Consider the following 17,288-nt stretch of genomic DNA (forward strand, 5'->3'; position numbering starts at 1 on the left):
TTTTATGTTACCACTTTTGTATTTTTATAACAACATTTGTATAAAAATACACTAGTCATGTAAGACTAGGGTGCAAGGAAGAAGCCACCCTTTTCTGTCTCACAGGACTGAATTAAAAGGTTATTATTATGAAGCAATCTGCTTAGGTTGTTTTATTTGTTTCGTTTCCGGTAGTAGTAGATTTAACAGTACACCTACAATTGCTGCTAGTGCCATTCCTTCTACTTGGAACGATTCTCCTATGTGAAGTACCGCTCCACCAATACCGATTACTAGTATTACTGATGCAATCATTAAGTTTCGTTTGTCACTTAAATCTGTTTTATCATCTACCATCATGCGTAATCCGCTTGATGCAATTACACCGAATAGTAAGATTGATACCCCACCCATAACTGGTGTTGGGATCGAATGAATCAGCGCAGAAATCTTACCAATAAATCCGAACATGATTGCGAATACTGCTGAACCGATGAATAAGTATACACTGTATGCTCTCGTAATTGCTAGCACACCGATGTTTTCACCATACGTTGTATTCGGTGGCCCACCGATTAGTGATGCGATTAATGTTGCTACTCCGTCACCGAAGATCGAACGGTGTAAACCTGGTTTTTCAATTAAATCTCTTTTAATAACATTTCCAAGTACAATTTGATGTCCGATATGTTCTGATATTGTTACTAGTGCAACTGGTACCATCAAGAGTACAATCTTCCATGAAAACTCTGGTGTGTATGTGACAAATGGTACTGTGAAATCTGGTACAACAAACCATTTTGCCTCAGCTACCGGCTTTAAGTCTACTAGCCCTTGGAAGTAAGCGAAGATATATCCGCCGATAATGCCAAGTAACACTGGTATGATACTGAAAAATCCTCTTCCGAATATCGAGCATATAATTGTAATTGCTAATGTTACTAATGCTACTGAAAAGTGTATAAAGCTATATTTGCCATCCGCACCGTTCATCGCCATATTAACTGCTGTATGTGCTAACGCTAAACCGATTACCATTACTACCGGTCCAACTACGATTGGCGGAAGTAATTTCATAATCCACTCTGATCCTGATTTCTTAATTCCGAGTGAGATTAAGATGTACACAAGCCCTGCTAGCAAACCACCAAGCATTGCTGCTCCCGGTCCACCTGCCGTTTTCGCTGTTATAATCGGTGCGATAAAGGCGAATGATGATCCTAGATAGGCAGGTACTTGACCTTTCGTTATAAGAAGAAACGCTAACGTTCCTAATCCACTTGATATTAATGCTACTGATGGATTCAATCCTGTTAAAAACGGAACAAGCACTGTTGATCCAAACATCGCGAACAAATGTTGTATACTCAAAAATAACCATTTTCCCGGTTTCGGTACTTCATTAACGTCTAACACTGGCTTTTGTTCCATTGTTACATCCTCCTTCAGTTTAAATCTTTGCAATAAAAAAACTCTTTGTGCCTGTGCACAAAGAGTCCTACACTTTCGTATGCCAAATTTGACATATGAAAGCCAAGACCCTTTGGCAGCCTCACAGGACTACATTTAAAAGGGCTTTACTTATCGTATATGCTTACTCGATCTTGTTGATCTGTCTCTTGCAAATCAACTTCGATACGCTCTTCACTTGATGTTGGAATGTTCTTTCCTACATAATCAGCGCGAATTGGTAGTTCACGATGACCTCTATCAACAAGAACCGCCAGTTGGATTTGAGATGGTCTACCTAAATCCATAAGAGCATCCATTGCTGCTCGAACTGTTCTTCCTGTATATAACACGTCATCCACAAGGATAACTTTTTTCTTCGTAATATCTACAGGGATATCAGAACCTTTTACAAGTGGTTCTTTATTTTTGGATTGCAGTGTTAAATCATCACGATATAACGTAATGTCTAACTCTCCAACTTCCATTTCTTTTCCTTCAATTTGACCAATTCGTTCTGCCAAACGTTGTGCAATAAAAATTCCACGAGTTTTAATTCCGACAAGAACACAATTATCGACACCTTTATTTCGTTCCACGATTTCATGACTAATTCGTGTTAAAGCACGGCGAATCATTTGGTCATCTAAAACGACAGCTTTCTCTTGCATGCTCTACACCTCCAAGCTTTTTTTCTTGCGTGAGAGTAATGGTATAAAAAAAGTCCTCTCAGCGTGTGCGAGAGGACTTTTGAAAAAAGGGTACAGCATACCCTAAGTATTTCAAACCGTTACCTTCTCAACCTCACGGGGCTGTGTTAAAGGATCATTATTTAACTGTTGTCAGTATCTCAGTTTTCTTGTGATTTGTCAATACTATTTCCGTAAAATATTTAATGCTTCTTCAAATACTTCTGGAATCGGTGCCTCAAACTGAATATATTCACCAGTACGAGGATGATCAAAGCCTAAAATACCTGCATGAAGTGCTTGTCCATTCATATCTAACGTTTTCTTGGGACCATACTTCGGATCTCCTGCAAGTGGATAGCCAATATATTTCATATGAACACGAATTTGGTGCGTACGTCCCGTTTCTAAGCGACATTCTACAAGTGTAAAGTCTTTAAAGCGTTCTAACACTTGGAAGTGAGTAACAGCGTTTTTACCATTTTCATCAACTGTCATACTTTGACGCTCTTTCTTATCACGACCAATTGGTGCATCGATAGTCCCCTTATCATGCGGGATAACACCGTGCACAATTGCTTTGTAACGTCTTGTTACTGTTTTTGCTACAAGTTGATTTACAAGTGATTCATGCGCCATATCATTCTTAGCAACCATTAATAATCCAGATGTATCTTTATCAATACGATGCACAATACCTGGACGCATTACACCGTTGATACCTGATAAATCTGTACAATGGTGCATAAGGCCGTTTACAAGCGTACCACTTGTATGTCCTGGCGCTGGATGTACAACCATACCACGTGGTTTATTTACAACAAGCACATCTGCATCTTCATAATAAATTTCTAAATTCATATCTTCTGGTTGAATATCTAACGCTTCTGGATCAGGAATCGTTACTGTAATTTCATCTTCTTCTTTTACTTTATAATTCACTTTTACTGCTTTCCCGTTTACTGTCACAACATCATCTTTAATCCATTGCTGTACTTGTGAACGTGACCATTCGTTATTTATTCCTGCAACGAATTTATCAATTCGCTCATTTTTTTGCTCTTCTACAACTGTTACTTGTACTACTTCACTCATTCAATTACTCCTTCGCTTTCTTGCCTTCTAATAATGTTTGAATAATAATTAATACAACACCAATACATAACGCTGAATCAGCTATATTGAATACTGGATAGTTGTACGAGAAAATATACACGTGAATGAAATCCACTACTTCTTGTCTAAATACACGATCAATAAAGTTACCAATTGCCCCGCCTAAAATTAGGCCTAACGAAATACCTAGAAGCTTATCTGTTTTCGCATACTTTTTCATATAAAATACGATAAACACTACAAAAACAACTGTAATAATGTAGAAGAACCACATTTTATTTTCTAAAATACCCCAGGCAGCGCCTCTATTTCGATGTGATGTTATGTATAATACATTGTCGATAATCGGAATACTCGTACCCAATTCCATGTTCTTTACAATTAACCACTTCGATATTTGATCGATAGCAATGACAAATAACGCTATTACATAATATATCATTTTCATTTCCCCCACAAAGACAGTGTACCTCAAAATTTTAGCATAGCTGCTACCTTTTCACAATGAACCTTTATAGAAGAATAAAATAAATTAAAAAAAGGTAATATAATATCGTTGTGCGTATTCATACATTTACCTTTTCATAGAAGAATTCATGAATCGTACGAGCAGTCGGCATTGTCTTCATTTGCTTTGTCGAAATTAATCTCCCCGTCTCTTCACAAATACCGTACATGTCTATTTCCATTTTAAATAATGCGCGTTCTACATCCTTTAAATCCTCTTTTATATCATGTAATAGCAATTTTTTCTTTATCTCTTCCTTAATTTCATATCCAAGCTCTTGGCTGAACTCGACATCATATTTGTGCATTACTTCTTTAGCTAGTCTCTCTTGCAACTCTTTTCTCATCAATTGCAATTCTTCTTTTATTTCCATGTAAATTTCATTCACGTGTACATTCCTCCTAGCTGTAATGTACAGTTAGTGTGTCCGAAATTTATTTGCTTACCTCACACACATTTTTCCTTCACAGGAAAGAGTCTGAAAAGTTTTTTTGATATGCCATCAACAAAAAAAACTGACTGCATGAATAGCAGTCAGTTTTTTATTATTTTACATAGTTTTCTTTAACAACTGTTGCACAACGCTCACATAATGTTTCATGTTCAGCATCTTTACCAATTGTTTCTGAAACTACCCAACAACGTTCACATGTTTCACCAGTTGCTTGCGCAACAACAACCGCTGTATGTTCATACTTCGGTGCATCTGCTGGCGCTTCATCCATCATACCACCAAGTTTATACTCAGAAACGATGAATAATTGCTTTAAGTCTTCGCTAATAGACTCTAACATAGCTTTCATTTCTGCAGTTGGATATAGCGTAATGCTTGCATTTAATGACTTACCGATTACTTTTTCATTACGAGCTACTTCTAGTGCTTTTAACACGTCATCACGTAATGTCATAAATGCATCCCATTTTGTTTTTAACGCTTCCGCGTCATCTAATTGTACAGCTTCTGGCATATCAGTTAATTGTACACTTTCTTCTGTTACGCCTGGAATGTATGGCCATACTTCATCAGCTGTATGCGGTAAGATTGGTGTTACAAGTTTTGTTAACGCAACAAGAACATCATATAATACAGTTTGAATTGCACGACGATCTTCGTGATTTGCACCTTCAATGTATAAAATGTCTTTTGCAAAGTCTAAGTAGAATGAACTTAAATCAATTGTACAGAAGTTATGAATTGCATGATACACAGCAGCGAAGTCGTATGTCTCATATGCTTCTTTAACTTTTGTAATTAAGTCATTTAATTTCACTAACATGTAACGATCTACTTCACGAAGTTCAGCTACAGCTACTGCATTTTCACTTGGCTTAAAGTCGTCTAAGTTTCCTAATAAGAAACGGAATGTGTTACGGATTTTACGATACACTTCTGCTACTTGTTTTAAAATATCATCTGAAATACGTACGTCAGATTGATAGTCAACAGAAGATACCCATAAGCGTAAAATGTCTCCGCCTAATTGATCCATAATTTTCTTCGGTACGACGATGTTTCCAATCGACTTACTCATTTTACGTCCTTCACCATCTAATACGAAACCGTGACTTAATACGCCTTTATATGGAGCTTTACCTGTTACAGCAACTGCTGTTGATAATGAAGAGTTAAACCAACCACGATACTGGTCAGATCCTTCTAAATATAAATCAGCTGGACGCTGTAAATCTTCGCGCTCTTCTAATACCGCTTGGTGAGAAGAACCTGAATCGAACCATACATCCATGATGTCTGTTTCTTTACGGAATTCGCCATTTGGGCTACCCGGATGTGTAAATCCTTCTGGTAATAGATCTTTCGCTTCACGCTCGAACCATACGTTAGAACCGTGTTCACGGAATAAATCTGCTACATGGTTAATTGTTTCATCCGTAATAATTGGATCACCATTCTCAGCATAGAATACCGGAATTGGCACACCCCATGCACGCTGACGAGAAATACACCAGTCACCACGGTCACGAACCATATTATGAAGACGAGTTTCTCCCCATGCTGGTACCCATTTCGTTTCCGCTACAGCTTCTATTAATTCTTTACGGAATGCTTCAATAGATGCAAACCACTGTGCTGTCGCACGGAAAATAATTGGTTTTTTCGTTCTCCAATCATGTGGGTATGAATGTGTAATGAATGTTAGTTTCAGTAACGCGCCTACTTCTTCTAATTTTTCTGTAATTGGCTTGTTAGCTTTATCATAGAATAAGCCTTCAAATCCAGGTGCTTCATTTGTTAATACACCTTTATCATCGACTGGGCAAAGTACTTCTAATCCATACTTTTTACCAACAACGAAGTCATCTTCCCCGTGTCCTGGTGCTGTATGAACACAACCTGTACCTGCATCTGTTGTTACGTGATCTCCTAGCATAACTAATGAATCACGATCGTAGAATGGATGTTTTGCAACTGTGTACTCAAGTTCGCTACCTTTTACTGTTTTCACAACTTCAGCATTTTCCCACTCTAACGTTTTTGCAACTGTCTCAAACAGCTCAGAAGCAATGATAAATTTCTCATCATTTACTTTTACAATACTATATTCAAGCTCTGGGTGAACAGAAATACCTAAGTTTGCAGGTAATGTCCAAGGTGTTGTTGTCCAAATGATGTACTTTTCATCACCTTCTAATACATTCTTTCCATCTGTTACAGGGAATGCTACGTAAATAGATGCTGATTTTTTATCTTGATATTCAATTTCAGCTTCTGCTAAAGCAGATTCACTCGTTGGAGACCAGTAAACTGGTTTTTGACCTTTATAGATATAACCTTTTTTCGCCATGTCACCAAACACTTTAATTTGTTGTGCTTCATAAGCTGGCTCTAAAGTAATATATGGATTATCCCAATCTGCACGTACACCTAAACGCTTAAATTGTTCACGTTGACGTTCTACTTGTTCATATGCATACTCTGCACATAACTTACGGAACTCAGCAACTGTCATTTCTTTACGCTTTACACCTTTATTTGTTAAAGCTTGTTCAATTGGTAAACCGTGCGTATCCCATCCTGGAACATATGGCGCACTAAAACCAGTCATTGATTTATAACGAACAATAAAGTCTTTTAATACTTTATTTAATGCATGTCCCATATGAATGTCACCATTCGCATATGGAGGTCCATCATGCAATACAAATAAAGGACGACCTTTTGTATGTTCTTGTACTTTTTCGTAAATATTCATTTCAGCCCATTTTTCTTGCATTGCAGGCTCACGTTTTGGTAAGTTCCCACGCATTGGGAACTCTGTTTTCGGCATCAGTAATGTATTTTTGTACTCCATGCTCAATTCCTCCTTACATGTATATAAGAAATACTTAAAAAACGGAATAAAAAAGAGACTTTCTCATCCCAAAAAGGGACGAGAAAGTCTCCCGCGGTACCACCCTAGTAGATCATATACATATGTATAGAATCCTCTTATATTCTTAACGCGAATACACGCCTACGCTTACTCTATTTGTTCAGCGCGGAACTCCAGGGTGATATTCCCACTATCTCCTTATCCTGAGCTTACACCGTCCTCAGTTCGCTATATAAGGTTTGAAAAGGTACTTATCCCTATCTTCGTTTTTCTTAATAAATATGTTGTTTAAAATTATATGTAATAATGAGAAAAACGTCAAGCTTACACTGTTTCTTCTTTTTTCAACAGTTCATCTACTTCGTCTTCTAACTCAATTAGTTTATCCCAATCATCGTTGTTTAACATTTCAAGCTGTGTTTCTAATAACATACGGAAACGAGTTCGGAATACTTTCGCTTGTTTCTTTAACTCTTCAATATCAAAAGCAACTTTTCTTGATTTTACTAATGCTTCGTTAATAATACGATCAGCATTCTTTTCAGCTTCACGCACAATTAATTTCGCTTCTTTTTGCGCATTACGTTTTACTTCTTCCGCTGCTTCTTGCGCAACAACGATAGATTTGTTTAACGTATCTTCAATATTAGAGAAATGATCTAACTTCCCTTCTAACTGCGCAACTTTTTCTTCTAAAGCTTTTTTCTCACGAATGACCAATTCATAATCTTTGATAATTTGATCAAGAAACTCATTTACTTGATCTTCATCATAGCCACGGAATCCGCGACCAAATTCTTTGTTATGAATATCTAATGGTGTTAACGGCACAACGCCACCTCCAAGTAGTTATCTAAATTTCCTCTTTCAATTATATCTTTTCTTCGACAAAATAGGAGGATTTCCTTCTAAAAAACCAATCATTTTAGTATACCATACAAAATTCTCCATTTGTCGCGTTTTGTTCTACCTTCTACAGAAAATAATTTACTTCGGCCATATCCTCTAACAGAGAAAACGTCTCCTGGATAACATTCATAAGAAGTTTGTTCCACTATTTTCCAATTAACTTTTACTAAACCATTTTTAATGAAAGGTTGTACTTTCTGTCTAGATAAATGTAACATTTCAGCTAACATAACATCTAAACGAAGTGAAGAAACCGTTCCAGATTTCTCCCCCCACGTTTCATGTATCTGTAGAATTTGTTCTCCTTGTACTGCTGATAAGGAGACTTTTACTTTTCCTATTGCTTGTAAGTTCATCTCAATGTACGATACGATTTCTTTCGCAACTACAATTTGGGCACGATTTTCTTGCAGCAAAATATCACCACATTTTTCTCTCGTTAAACCAAGAGACATAAATGTACCTAATATTTGCCTATGTTCTAGCGTATAAAACTTGGAAGGATAGTCAATTTCTAATACTTCTACTTGAAATTCTTCTTCATTTAATTCTAGATAGTCTGGATAAATGAGTGCTCTTTTACGCTCTGCATTAGGCGTTGCACCACCAAATTGCACAGCAACATCTCCTTGTCCAATTACCATAGAAACAATTTGTTGCTGTCTTGGATCAAGGAAATCTGTTAATTTCACTTGATGGTACTCCGCCGTTCGCTTCCACTCTAGCACTTTATCTACAAAGACCTCTTCATCAGGCCTAAAATGTTCGTAAATGCTCATGTATTTAACCTCTTACTATAAGAAATAGCCGAACAAGCTGAACAAACCACTTTTAGCAAGTTTTAACGCAAAAATCGCAACGAGTGGAGAAATATCAATCATACCCAGCGGCGGAATAAATCTGCGGAATGGTTCTAAATACGGTTCACAAATTCGCGCCAAGAACTCTCCAAAAGATGATTCCTTTGCACCAGGAAACCATGATAGGAGAATGTAAATAATCAGTGCCCACGAGTAAATCTCGATAGCAGAACTTAACACCATTAAAACTGTTGTCATGGCGTATTACCACCTCTTTATATTTGTTTCTTCTTCTTCACCGAATAACTCTGAAATTGCACCAACAATATCAACATTTTCAGGTGTACACATAAATGTTTTCGGTCCTATTTTTTGAATGTCCCCGCCTATAGCGTATACAGTACCACTTAAAAAGTCAACGATACGTACCGCTTGATCAGTAGACATTCTCTGCAAATTAATTACAACAGCTCGTCTACCTTTTAGGTGGTCCGCAATCCCTTGCGCTTCCGAATATGTGCGTGGTTCTAATAAAACAACTTTTGAAGATTGTTTTGCTGTTTCAATACTCACAACATTTTGCTTCGGTTGCGCTTTCGGAAACGTAACATCTTGTTGTTCTGGTGGATCTTGCTGCTTTTTCATGTCTGTTTGCTCCTTTTCATAACCATATTGAGCTGCTTCTTTTTCTTCCGGTGTATCAAAAAAGAAGTATTTTACTTTTGACCAACTCATAATAAGATTCTCCTTCCTTTTACGCTTTTCCTACTAAAATCGTTCCCAAACGAATATATGTAGCCCCTTCTTCAATTGCAATCGTGTAATCGTTGGACATTCCCATTGATAATTCTTTACATGGCGCATGTAATAACTCTAGCTCCTGCACCTCTGTTTGTAGCATACGTAATTCCTTAAAACAGCGTCTGATTTCTTCCTCTTCTTCTGTAAATGGAGCCATCGTCATTAGTCCGACCACTTCAATTTTATCGAATTCTTGCAAACTTTGAATAAAAGAAACAACCTCTTCTATTGCCAATCCTTGCTTCGATTCTTCGGATGAGGTTTTCACTTGAATAAAGCATTTCACTTTCTTATCAGCACGTTTCTGAATTTCTTTCGCCAGGGAAAGACGATCTAACGAATGTAAATAATCAATTTCATTAATGATTTCTTTTACTTTTCTCGTTTGTAATGAGCCAATAAAGTGCCAATTAACTTTTGAACCGAAATGCTCGTATTTCTGTAAGAAACCTTCATTTCTATTTTCACCTAAATCGATAATTCCAGCTTCAATTACTTCGTTTGTTTTTTCAATCCCTACAGTTTTTGTCACTGCAACAAGTTTAATATCTTGCAACGAACGTCCAGCTCGAGCGCAAGATTCTTTAATAGCTTCGTTTACAATCACTAAATTTTCTTGTACTGTCACTTGCTTCCTTCCTCCTTAAAACCTATGAAACTCAACATTCTTCCTGTCTTACCTTGATCACGACGATGAGAGAAAAATAGTTGCTCTTCACAGCTTGTACAAAGAGATGACATTACAATATGCTCTTCTTTTATGCCTGCTTGTACACATAATATACGATTAATTTCTTTTAAATTAATTGCGTACTGCCCGTCAGAAATTTTTTGATGAGGAACAGCACCGCTAACTACTTCCTGTGCTGCTGTTAATACACGATCATCCACAACATAACAACAAGATCCGATCGACGGCCCAATTGCAACATGAATTTCATCACTTGAAATACCTTCTGCATTCCACTTTTGAATCATTTCCTTTGCAATCTCTTGTACAGTGCCTTTCCATCCAGCATGCGCAAGTCCTATCATACCATGTGATGGTGCATAAAAATAGAGCGGAACACAATCCGCGTAACAAGACGTTAACAGAACATCTTCATTACTCGTATAAATGCCATCTGTTTTTGAAATGCCGTCCTCATATGAATAGACGCCACTTCCTTTTTCCTGTTGCCCTACTTTTTCAACATGATGAGCATGAACTTGTTCAGAGCAAATCCAGTTTTCTAATGGTTTTTGTAACTTATTTGCTAAAATGCGTCTGTTTTCATGAACGTTCTCCACGATATCATTCACATGTAATCCTAAATTCATCGCATGAAAGGAGCCCGTACTTATCCCACCATCTTTTGTCGTAAATCCAGCAGTAATGTTTCCAAGTTCTTTCCACGCTTGTAAATACAGTATACCGTGCACATATTTAAATGGTTCTCTCATAATAAAGCGGCTCCTTTTAATTAAAATAACAGAAAAAAGCATGGTACTTCCTGTCTATTTTACCATACTTTTATTTTTTCATAATCCTAACAGAAAAAAAAGAGGAATTTGTAATATTCTTTATGAAATTGTCGGTGTTTGTATTGATTCTGTTACAGAATTAACAGGATTTACTCTTACAAGTATGACATCTTCCCCAATTTTCACAATTTCCTTCCAAGGAATTACAATCTCAACATCTTTTCCAAAAATACCTAGCATACGTGTCTGTTTGGAAATAATAACAGAACAAATTTTCCCTGTGTTCATATCAATTTCAATATCTCCAATATTCCCAATCCTTTTTCCATCTGAAATATTTATAACATCCTTCATCTGTAACTCTGAAATTCGTATCACCATTTTTATCCTCTCCCTTATATGACGAATTGGAAACTGTTTCTCATATTTACAGGAAGCCACCTATACGAAACACCATGCTAGTTTCATTATATGAACACTAATCCCCTACTATGAGCACAAACCATATTACATATAAAAAGGTCTCACCATAATTGGTGAGACCTTATCCTTGAATCGTTTTATTCATTTGTTTAATGGCTGACTTCTCTAAACGTGATACTTGCGCTTGGGAAATCCCAATTTCTTCTGCAACTTCCATCTGTGTCTTTCCTTGGAAGAAACGTTTTCTAATAATCATTTTCTCTCGATCATTTAAACGCTTCATTCCTTCTTTTAATGCTAATTCTTCAACCCACTGCTCGTCCTTTTGTTTTTCATCACTTAACTGATCCATAACAAAGATAGGATCTCCTCCATCATTATAAATCGGTTCAAATAATGAAACTGGGTCTTGAATCGCATCTAAAGCAAATACTATCTCTTCATGAGTTACTTCTAGCACTTTTGCAATATCCATTGCTGTTGGTTCTTTTGAATTTTCTGCAATCAACTTTTCTCTTACTTGCAAAGCTTTATACGCAATATCTCGCAATGAGCGCGATACGCGAATTGGATTATTATCACGCAAATATCTGCGTATTTCCCCAATAATCATCGGCACAGCATACGTTGAAAATTTTACATTTTGGCCTAAATCAAAATTATCAATTGATTTCATAAGTCCAATGCAACCAACTTGAAATAAATCGTCAACATATTCTCCTCTGTTATTAAATCTTTGGATGACGCTCAGTACAAGACGTAAGTTTCCATTCACTAATTTTTCTCTTGCGCTTATCTCTCCACTTTGCATTTCACGAAATAATTTACGCATCTCTTCATTTTTTAATACTGGAAGTTTAGCTGTATCAACACCGCAAATTTCTACTTTGTTTCTCGTCAAAGTGTTCCCTCCTATCGGGAGTTGCTGTACAGTGTAAAGTATTTCCTTTGAAGGGGATTTTATGCATATGGTTTTTTCACGATTTTTTATTTAAATTATCTTTCCTAATACAACTAAATAGAATAAGACCAGCCTACATAACGGCTGGTCTTATTCTTCACACCATTTTATTAAATTCTTTTCGTAATCTTTTTATAATTCTTTTTTCTAAACGCGAAATGTATGACTGTGAAATCCCAAGCATATCCGCCACATCTTTTTGCGTCTTTTCCTCTCCTCCGGCAAGACCAAACCGAAGTTCCATAATTTGTTTTTCACGATCATTTAATTGGTGTAATGCTTTCATTAAAAGGTGACGATCTACAGTAGCTTCTAAATCTTTTGTAATAATATCATCATCTGTACCTAACACGTCAGACAACAACAGTTCATTCCCATCCCAATCAATATTTAGCGGTTCATCAAAAGAAACTTCTGAACGATTTTTGTTATTTCGACGTAAATGCATTAAAATTTCATTTTCTATACAACGCGATGCATATGTTGCTAATTTTATTTTCTTTTCTGGATTAAATGTATTTACCGCTTTAATAAGGCCGATTGTTCCTATACTAATCAAATCTTCAATATTTATCCCTGTATTTTCAAACTTTCTTGCTATATATACAACGAGCCTTAAGTTACGTTCAATAAGTAATGACCTTGCTGCCTGATCTCCCTTTGGCAATTTATTCAAAAGAACTTCCTCTTCTTCTTTCGTTAACGGTGGTGGCAACGCTTCACTTCCACCAATATAATAAATTTCATCGGTCTTAATTCCTAATTTCAGCAATACTTTATACCAAAGGTATACTAAATAAAATTTTAATTTCATCATATTATCCCGCCTCTCATTATTAAGCGATCACCATTTTTTGTGAAATCAACATTTTTGGATGCACAATACATTGATACTCCCCATTTGTAGACAGTTGTTGTGTATTTAATCCAATTAATACTTTGTTTACAACAATAGAACTACCTTCATGATCAACTTGCACACTGTCAGGCTTAATTGCCCACAAAAATTGACTTTCTACTCCTACTGCACGGAAAGGAATTAAACGTAATTTTGTCGCCCAACCAGAATCATTTTCTGGTATTTGAGGAATTTCTGTTTTGGAATAAATTTGTTCTGTTAACCAAGATGGTAAGCAATGTTCTAATGATGAAACATGCATAATCATAACGGGTGTTTTTGTTAATGGATCGTAAAGTTGGTTCCCACTGTCAATAAGACCTGCCAGTTCTAGTTCTTCTTCGGCCAATTGAATTTTTACTTTCACAATTTGGTCATAGTGTATTTTCGTGACCTCTACGCTTTCAATACGCTTTTTAGAAAAATAATAAATTACCGGAAAGCCAAAAATAACAAATAACCAACTAATTGGATCGCCGTAAGAAATTGACTGAGATTGAACCAATCCATTTACCATTTCATTCGTTTGCAAAAAGAAATGAGTTCCAATTAATCCTCCGCCAACCATAAAGGTTACAAAGTAAAAAGTAAAAACAGTCTGTGCATAATTTCTAAATGTTGTAAACCCAAATGCTGTATACACAATAAGTAACGAGTACAGTAGTTTCATAATTGGATGTGTCATCATAGAAGCAAAAGGAGTAAAGGCAAAAATAACAATAGTTGAACCTATAAATGCCCCTAACACAAGCCTCCATCTTTTGATTTTCTTTTTTAACACGGTAGCTGTTAATAAAAGCAAAAGAAAATCAATGCAGGCGTTTAACAACCAAACAACGTCGGCGTAAACAACCAAACAATTCACCTCTTTTTTCAAGTTGAGACTAGTATAATGCATATCCAATAGGAAAGTGTGTCAATTTGCGGAGGTGTTTTTTTGTTATTTTGTGATTTCTAGACATAATCTGTCGGTAAAGAATAAAAGTACAAATTCATAGAATGATATACTCTTATTTTCACCAACAAAATATATTGAAATATACGAAATAAAAAAAGACCTGCTTAGCAGGTCTTTTCCATTTAAAAAACAAAAAAGGAGCATGAAAGCTCCTTTTTTTATCGTCTACGACGGTTACGTAAAAATGCTGGAATATCGATATCATCTGAATCTGAATGACGTTCATGTACAACTGGCTCTTCACGCTTCATTTCACGTTTTACTTCACGTTGTTTTGAAGGTTGAGCTACTGGTTGTTGCTGTTGTTGCGTGTGGTTCGCATTCGGACGAATAATTGGTTTTGGTGGTTGAGTTGCAATGCTATCATCAAAACCAGTTGCAATTACAGTTACAACGATATCATCTTTTAATCCTTCGTTAATAACAGAACCGAAGATCATATTTACTTCTGGATCTGAAGCTGAGGCTACGATATCTGCCGCTTCTTGTACTTCATATAAGCTTAAGTTAGCGCCACCCGTAATATTCATGATAACACCTTGAGCTCCATCAATAGATGTTTCTAGTAATGGACTAGAAATCGCTTTTTTCGCAGCTTCTGCAGCACGATTTTCCCCGTTACCAGAACCAATACCCATTAAAGCAGAACCTCTATTAGACATAATTGTCTTTACGTCTGCAAAGTCTAAATTAATTAAACCTGGCGTTGCAATTAAATCCGAAATACCTTGAACACCTTGACGTAATACGTTATCAGCTTCACGGAATGCTTCTAACATTGGCGTATTTTTATCAACGATCTCTAATAAGCGATCGTTTGGAATTACAATAAGAGTATCTACATTTTCTTTAAATGCTGCAATACCAGATGCTGCTTGCGTTGCACGTTTACGTCCTTCAAAAGTAAATGGACGTGTTACAACACCAACTGTTAAAGCACCTAATTCTTTTGCAACTTGAGCAACAACTGGAGCTGCACCAGTTCCAGTTCCACCGCCCATACCAGCAGTTACGAAGACCATATCCGCACCACGAAGTGCTTCTTGGATCTGTTCTTTACTTTCTTCTGCAGCTTTTTTCCCTACTTCAGGGTTTGCGCCTGCACCAAGTCCACGCGTTAATTTTCCACCAATTTGCATTTTTGTTTCAGCTTTTGATAGATTTAATGCTTGTGCATCAGTGTTCACAGCGATAAAGTCTACACCTTGTACACCGTGTTCAATCATACGGTTTACAGCATTGTTTCCGCCACCGCCGACACCGATAACTTTTATATTCGCTAATTGATCTTGAGTAGTATCAAACTCTAACATGTCGAAATCCCCCTAGAACCTCATTTTTCGTGTCCAATTTTAATCCCATAAATAACGGAATACACGTTTTACTTTTGACATCATACGGTCATCATTTTGATTATTATTGTTTTGATTACGAGTTTTTTGTTTCGCAGGTTGCTGTTGTACCGGCGTTGGTGCTGGTGCTGGTACTGTTTCAAAATGCTCTTGCTTTTCCTGCACATTTTTCCCACGTAATTTAGCTTTTTGATAAGAATGTTTAATTAATCCAACTCCGCTTGTATATTGGGGCTCACGCACACCAATATAATCAGGAGTTGCTACACGAACATTTTCATGTAAAATATCATATGCAAGATCAAGAACACCTGGCATAGAAGCAATTCCGCCAGTTAGTACATAACCAGAAGCCACTTGCTTTACTCCTAACTTACGCACTTCATCTTGAACAAACATTAAAATTTCCTCTACACGAGCCTCTATTATATCCGATAATTCCAACTGAGAATATTGTTCTGTTTGATCACTTCCCATAATAGGAACCGTAAACATCTCTTCTTCAGATGCTGTATCATAAAAAGCATGTCCATATTTCAACTTAATTTGATCTGCATTTTCTGTTGAAGTTTTCAACCCAATTGCAATATCCTTCGTTATATGGTCTCCACCTAATGGTAATACGCTCGTCGCTTGTAACTCTCCGTCTTTAAAAATAGATAAAGTTGTAGATCCTCCCCCCATATCAACAAGGGCTACTCCTCTATTTTTTTCATCTGAAGATATAGCAACTGTTGCAGCCGCTAAAGGTTGAAGACAAATATCAACAATTTCAAGACCTGCTTTTTCTACACAACGAAGTAGGTTATGTAGTAAAGTTCTCGAGCCTGTAATAAGTGTACCTTCCATTTCTAATCTTACACCGATCATCCCGCGTGGATCGTTAATCTCGTCAAGACCGTCTACGATGAACTGTCGAGGTACCACATCAATAAACTCACGTTCTGGAGCAATTGACACAACTTGTGCTGCATCTAGAACGCGTAAGACATCTTCATTCCCGATTTCACGATCTTCATTTGAAACAGCGACTACTCCGTGACAAGGAAGTAGCTGTACCTGGTTTGCATTGACACCTACTACAACTTGCTCAATATGGATTCCCACCATACGCTCAGCTTGTTCAATTGCTTTTTTAATTGATCGAACAGTCTCGTCTATATCAACTATCGATCCCTTCTTTAAACCATTTGATTTTACATTTCCAACACCAATAATGTTTAAGCTGTCATTAACCATTTCACCAATGATGACTTTAACATTGGATGTACCGATGTCAAGACTAACATATATTTCATTGCTGTTCATTCTTTGGCACCTCCTTCTTTATTTATACCATACAACTCAATATATGGAACAACAATCGCAACTTTACTATTTATAAGAAAAATATTCAACGTCTTTATACGTTTCCCTTTTTTAACCCTATATTTTTCTTATTTTTATTTAGCATTCAATTAAGAATATCGCAGTAAACTATGAATAACTGCTTATCTTGAAATAATTCTATTTCGAGTGTAAAGTTTACCGCCAAGTATAAGTCTACACTAAGATGTACTCATAGAAAAGTGAAACTTGTACCAATACTAGTATGAATCTAAGAATTTTTACATATTTTTCATCAAATGAACCATTCTTCTAAATTCGTA

General features: G+C 36.5%; 18 protein-coding genes and 1 other annotated feature. All 18 genes read right to left on the reverse strand.

The window, feature by feature from the left end:
- Positions 1 to 126 precede the first annotated feature (126 nt).
- Positions 127 to 1,410, reverse strand: coding sequence for a uracil permease (uraA, locus tag NZ044_RS19125; RefSeq protein WP_016098906.1), 1,284 nt, complete (start codon positions 1,408 to 1,410; stop codon positions 127 to 129).
- 146 nt (positions 1,411 to 1,556) lie between these two features.
- Positions 1,557 to 2,099: a bifunctional pyrimidine operon transcriptional regulator/uracil phosphoribosyltransferase gene (gene pyrR, locus NZ044_RS19130; protein WP_001156491.1), complete on the reverse strand. Its 543-nt coding sequence runs from the start codon at positions 2,097 to 2,099 to the stop codon at positions 1,557 to 1,559.
- Positions 2,100 to 2,303: 204 nt separating this feature from the next.
- Positions 2,304 to 3,212, reverse strand: coding sequence for an RluA family pseudouridine synthase (locus tag NZ044_RS19135; RefSeq protein WP_000005854.1), 909 nt, complete (start codon positions 3,210 to 3,212; stop codon positions 2,304 to 2,306).
- A gap of 4 nt (positions 3,213 to 3,216) precedes the next feature.
- Positions 3,217 to 3,675 carry a lipoprotein signal peptidase LspA gene (gene lspA / locus NZ044_RS19140; RefSeq protein ID WP_000642180.1) on the reverse strand — a complete coding sequence of 153 codons (459 nt, stop codon included), beginning with the start codon at positions 3,673 to 3,675 and terminating at the stop codon, positions 3,217 to 3,219.
- 124 nt (positions 3,676 to 3,799) lie between these two features.
- A complete protein-coding gene (locus NZ044_RS19145; protein WP_001002956.1) occupies positions 3,800 to 4,129 on the reverse strand; it encodes a molecular chaperone DnaK in 330 nt (109 codons plus the stop codon).
- 157 nt (positions 4,130 to 4,286) lie between these two features.
- On the reverse strand, positions 4,287 to 7,052 hold the full coding sequence (gene ileS2 / locus NZ044_RS19150) for an isoleucine--tRNA ligase (RefSeq protein WP_086390361.1): 2,766 nt from the start codon (positions 7,050 to 7,052) through the stop codon (positions 4,287 to 4,289).
- Between the two features lie 71 nt (positions 7,053 to 7,123).
- Positions 7,124 to 7,346, reverse strand: a binding site (T-box leader).
- 51 nt (positions 7,347 to 7,397) lie between these two features.
- Positions 7,398 to 7,904, reverse strand: a complete 507-nt coding sequence (divIVA, locus tag NZ044_RS19155; RefSeq protein ID WP_001131611.1) for a septum site-determining protein DivIVA — start codon at positions 7,902 to 7,904, stop codon at positions 7,398 to 7,400.
- An 89-nt stretch (positions 7,905 to 7,993) separates the two neighbouring features.
- Complete coding sequence (locus NZ044_RS19160; RefSeq protein ID WP_000029712.1) at positions 7,994 to 8,761, reverse strand: YlmH family RNA-binding protein; 768 nt, start codon at positions 8,759 to 8,761, stop codon at positions 7,994 to 7,996.
- 15 nt (positions 8,762 to 8,776) lie between these two features.
- Positions 8,777 to 9,040 (reverse strand): YggT family protein, encoded by a 264-nt coding sequence (locus NZ044_RS19165; protein WP_000214323.1) that lies wholly within the window; start codon positions 9,038 to 9,040, stop codon positions 8,777 to 8,779.
- Between the two features lie 6 nt (positions 9,041 to 9,046).
- The gene (locus tag NZ044_RS19170; RefSeq protein ID WP_000119129.1) at positions 9,047 to 9,517 is read right to left on the reverse strand and encodes a cell division protein SepF; all 471 of its coding nucleotides are present in this window, start codon (positions 9,515 to 9,517) and stop codon (positions 9,047 to 9,049) included.
- Positions 9,518 to 9,536: 19 nt separating this feature from the next.
- Positions 9,537 to 10,211 (reverse strand): YggS family pyridoxal phosphate-dependent enzyme, encoded by a 675-nt coding sequence (locus NZ044_RS19175; protein WP_000218005.1) that lies wholly within the window; start codon positions 10,209 to 10,211, stop codon positions 9,537 to 9,539.
- Positions 10,208 to 11,026 (reverse strand): peptidoglycan editing factor PgeF, encoded by an 819-nt coding sequence (gene pgeF, locus NZ044_RS19180; RefSeq protein ID WP_097890983.1) that lies wholly within the window; start codon positions 11,024 to 11,026, stop codon positions 10,208 to 10,210. The genes NZ044_RS19175 and pgeF overlap by 4 nt, the downstream gene beginning before the upstream one ends.
- Before the next feature lie 120 nt (positions 11,027 to 11,146).
- The gene (locus NZ044_RS19185; RefSeq protein WP_000236745.1) at positions 11,147 to 11,428 is read right to left on the reverse strand and encodes a YlmC/YmxH family sporulation protein; all 282 of its coding nucleotides are present in this window, start codon (positions 11,426 to 11,428) and stop codon (positions 11,147 to 11,149) included.
- Positions 11,429 to 11,591: 163 nt separating this feature from the next.
- On the reverse strand, positions 11,592 to 12,371 hold the full coding sequence (gene sigG, locus NZ044_RS19190; RefSeq protein ID WP_000197755.1) for an RNA polymerase sporulation sigma factor SigG: 780 nt from the start codon (positions 12,369 to 12,371) through the stop codon (positions 11,592 to 11,594).
- Between the two features lie 157 nt (positions 12,372 to 12,528).
- Entirely contained in the window at positions 12,529 to 13,248 is a 720-nt protein-coding gene (sigE, locus tag NZ044_RS19195) for an RNA polymerase sporulation sigma factor SigE (RefSeq protein ID WP_000976948.1), read from the reverse strand.
- Positions 13,249 to 13,267: 19 nt separating this feature from the next.
- Positions 13,268 to 14,185 (reverse strand): sigma-E processing peptidase SpoIIGA, encoded by a 918-nt coding sequence (gene spoIIGA, locus NZ044_RS19200; protein WP_000261975.1) that lies wholly within the window; start codon positions 14,183 to 14,185, stop codon positions 13,268 to 13,270.
- 260 nt (positions 14,186 to 14,445) lie between these two features.
- On the reverse strand, positions 14,446 to 15,600 hold the full coding sequence (ftsZ, locus tag NZ044_RS19205; RefSeq protein WP_000888984.1) for a cell division protein FtsZ: 1,155 nt from the start codon (positions 15,598 to 15,600) through the stop codon (positions 14,446 to 14,448).
- Between the two features lie 39 nt (positions 15,601 to 15,639).
- On the reverse strand, positions 15,640 to 16,947 hold the full coding sequence (ftsA, locus tag NZ044_RS19210) for a cell division protein FtsA (protein ID WP_001087559.1): 1,308 nt from the start codon (positions 16,945 to 16,947) through the stop codon (positions 15,640 to 15,642).
- Positions 16,948 to 17,288 lie beyond the last annotated feature (341 nt).

It is taken from the genome of Bacillus sp. FSL K6-1338, assembly GCF_038006965.1.
Taxonomy (GTDB): domain Bacteria; phylum Bacillota; class Bacilli; order Bacillales; family Bacillaceae_G; genus Bacillus_A; species Bacillus_A thuringiensis_S.

What these genes read in the sequence shown, in the direction of transcription:
- ftsZ (WP_000888984.1), bottom strand. Translation starts at nt 15,600, where the DNA reads ATGTTAGAGTTTGATACTACTCAAGATCAATTAGCGAATATAAAAGTT.
- pgeF (WP_097890983.1), bottom strand. Translation starts at nt 11,026, where the DNA reads ATGAGAGAACCATTTAAATATGTGCACGGTATACTGTATTTACAAGCG.
- pyrR (WP_001156491.1), bottom strand. Translation starts at nt 2,099, where the DNA reads ATGCAAGAGAAAGCTGTCGTTTTAGATGACCAAATGATTCGCCGTGCT.
- ftsA (WP_001087559.1), bottom strand. Translation starts at nt 16,947, where the DNA reads ATGAACAGCAATGAAATATATGTTAGTCTTGACATCGGTACATCCAAT.
- NZ044_RS19160 (WP_000029712.1), bottom strand. Translation starts at nt 8,761, where the DNA reads ATGAGCATTTACGAACATTTTAGGCCTGATGAAGAGGTCTTTGTAGAT.
- sigE (WP_000976948.1), bottom strand. Translation starts at nt 13,248, where the DNA reads ATGATGAAATTAAAATTTTATTTAGTATACCTTTGGTATAAAGTATTG.
- NZ044_RS19135 (WP_000005854.1), bottom strand. Translation starts at nt 3,212, where the DNA reads ATGAGTGAAGTAGTACAAGTAACAGTTGTAGAAGAGCAAAAAAATGAG.
- NZ044_RS19185 (WP_000236745.1), bottom strand. Translation starts at nt 11,428, where the DNA reads ATGGTGATACGAATTTCAGAGTTACAGATGAAGGATGTTATAAATATT.
- NZ044_RS19165 (WP_000214323.1), bottom strand. Translation starts at nt 9,040, where the DNA reads ATGACAACAGTTTTAATGGTGTTAAGTTCTGCTATCGAGATTTACTCG.
- lspA (WP_000642180.1), bottom strand. Translation starts at nt 3,675, where the DNA reads ATGATATATTATGTAATAGCGTTATTTGTCATTGCTATCGATCAAATA.
- uraA (WP_016098906.1), bottom strand. Translation starts at nt 1,410, where the DNA reads ATGGAACAAAAGCCAGTGTTAGACGTTAATGAAGTACCGAAACCGGGA.
- ileS2 (WP_086390361.1), bottom strand. Translation starts at nt 7,052, where the DNA reads ATGGAGTACAAAAATACATTACTGATGCCGAAAACAGAGTTCCCAATG.
- NZ044_RS19170 (WP_000119129.1), bottom strand. Translation starts at nt 9,517, where the DNA reads ATGAGTTGGTCAAAAGTAAAATACTTCTTTTTTGATACACCGGAAGAA.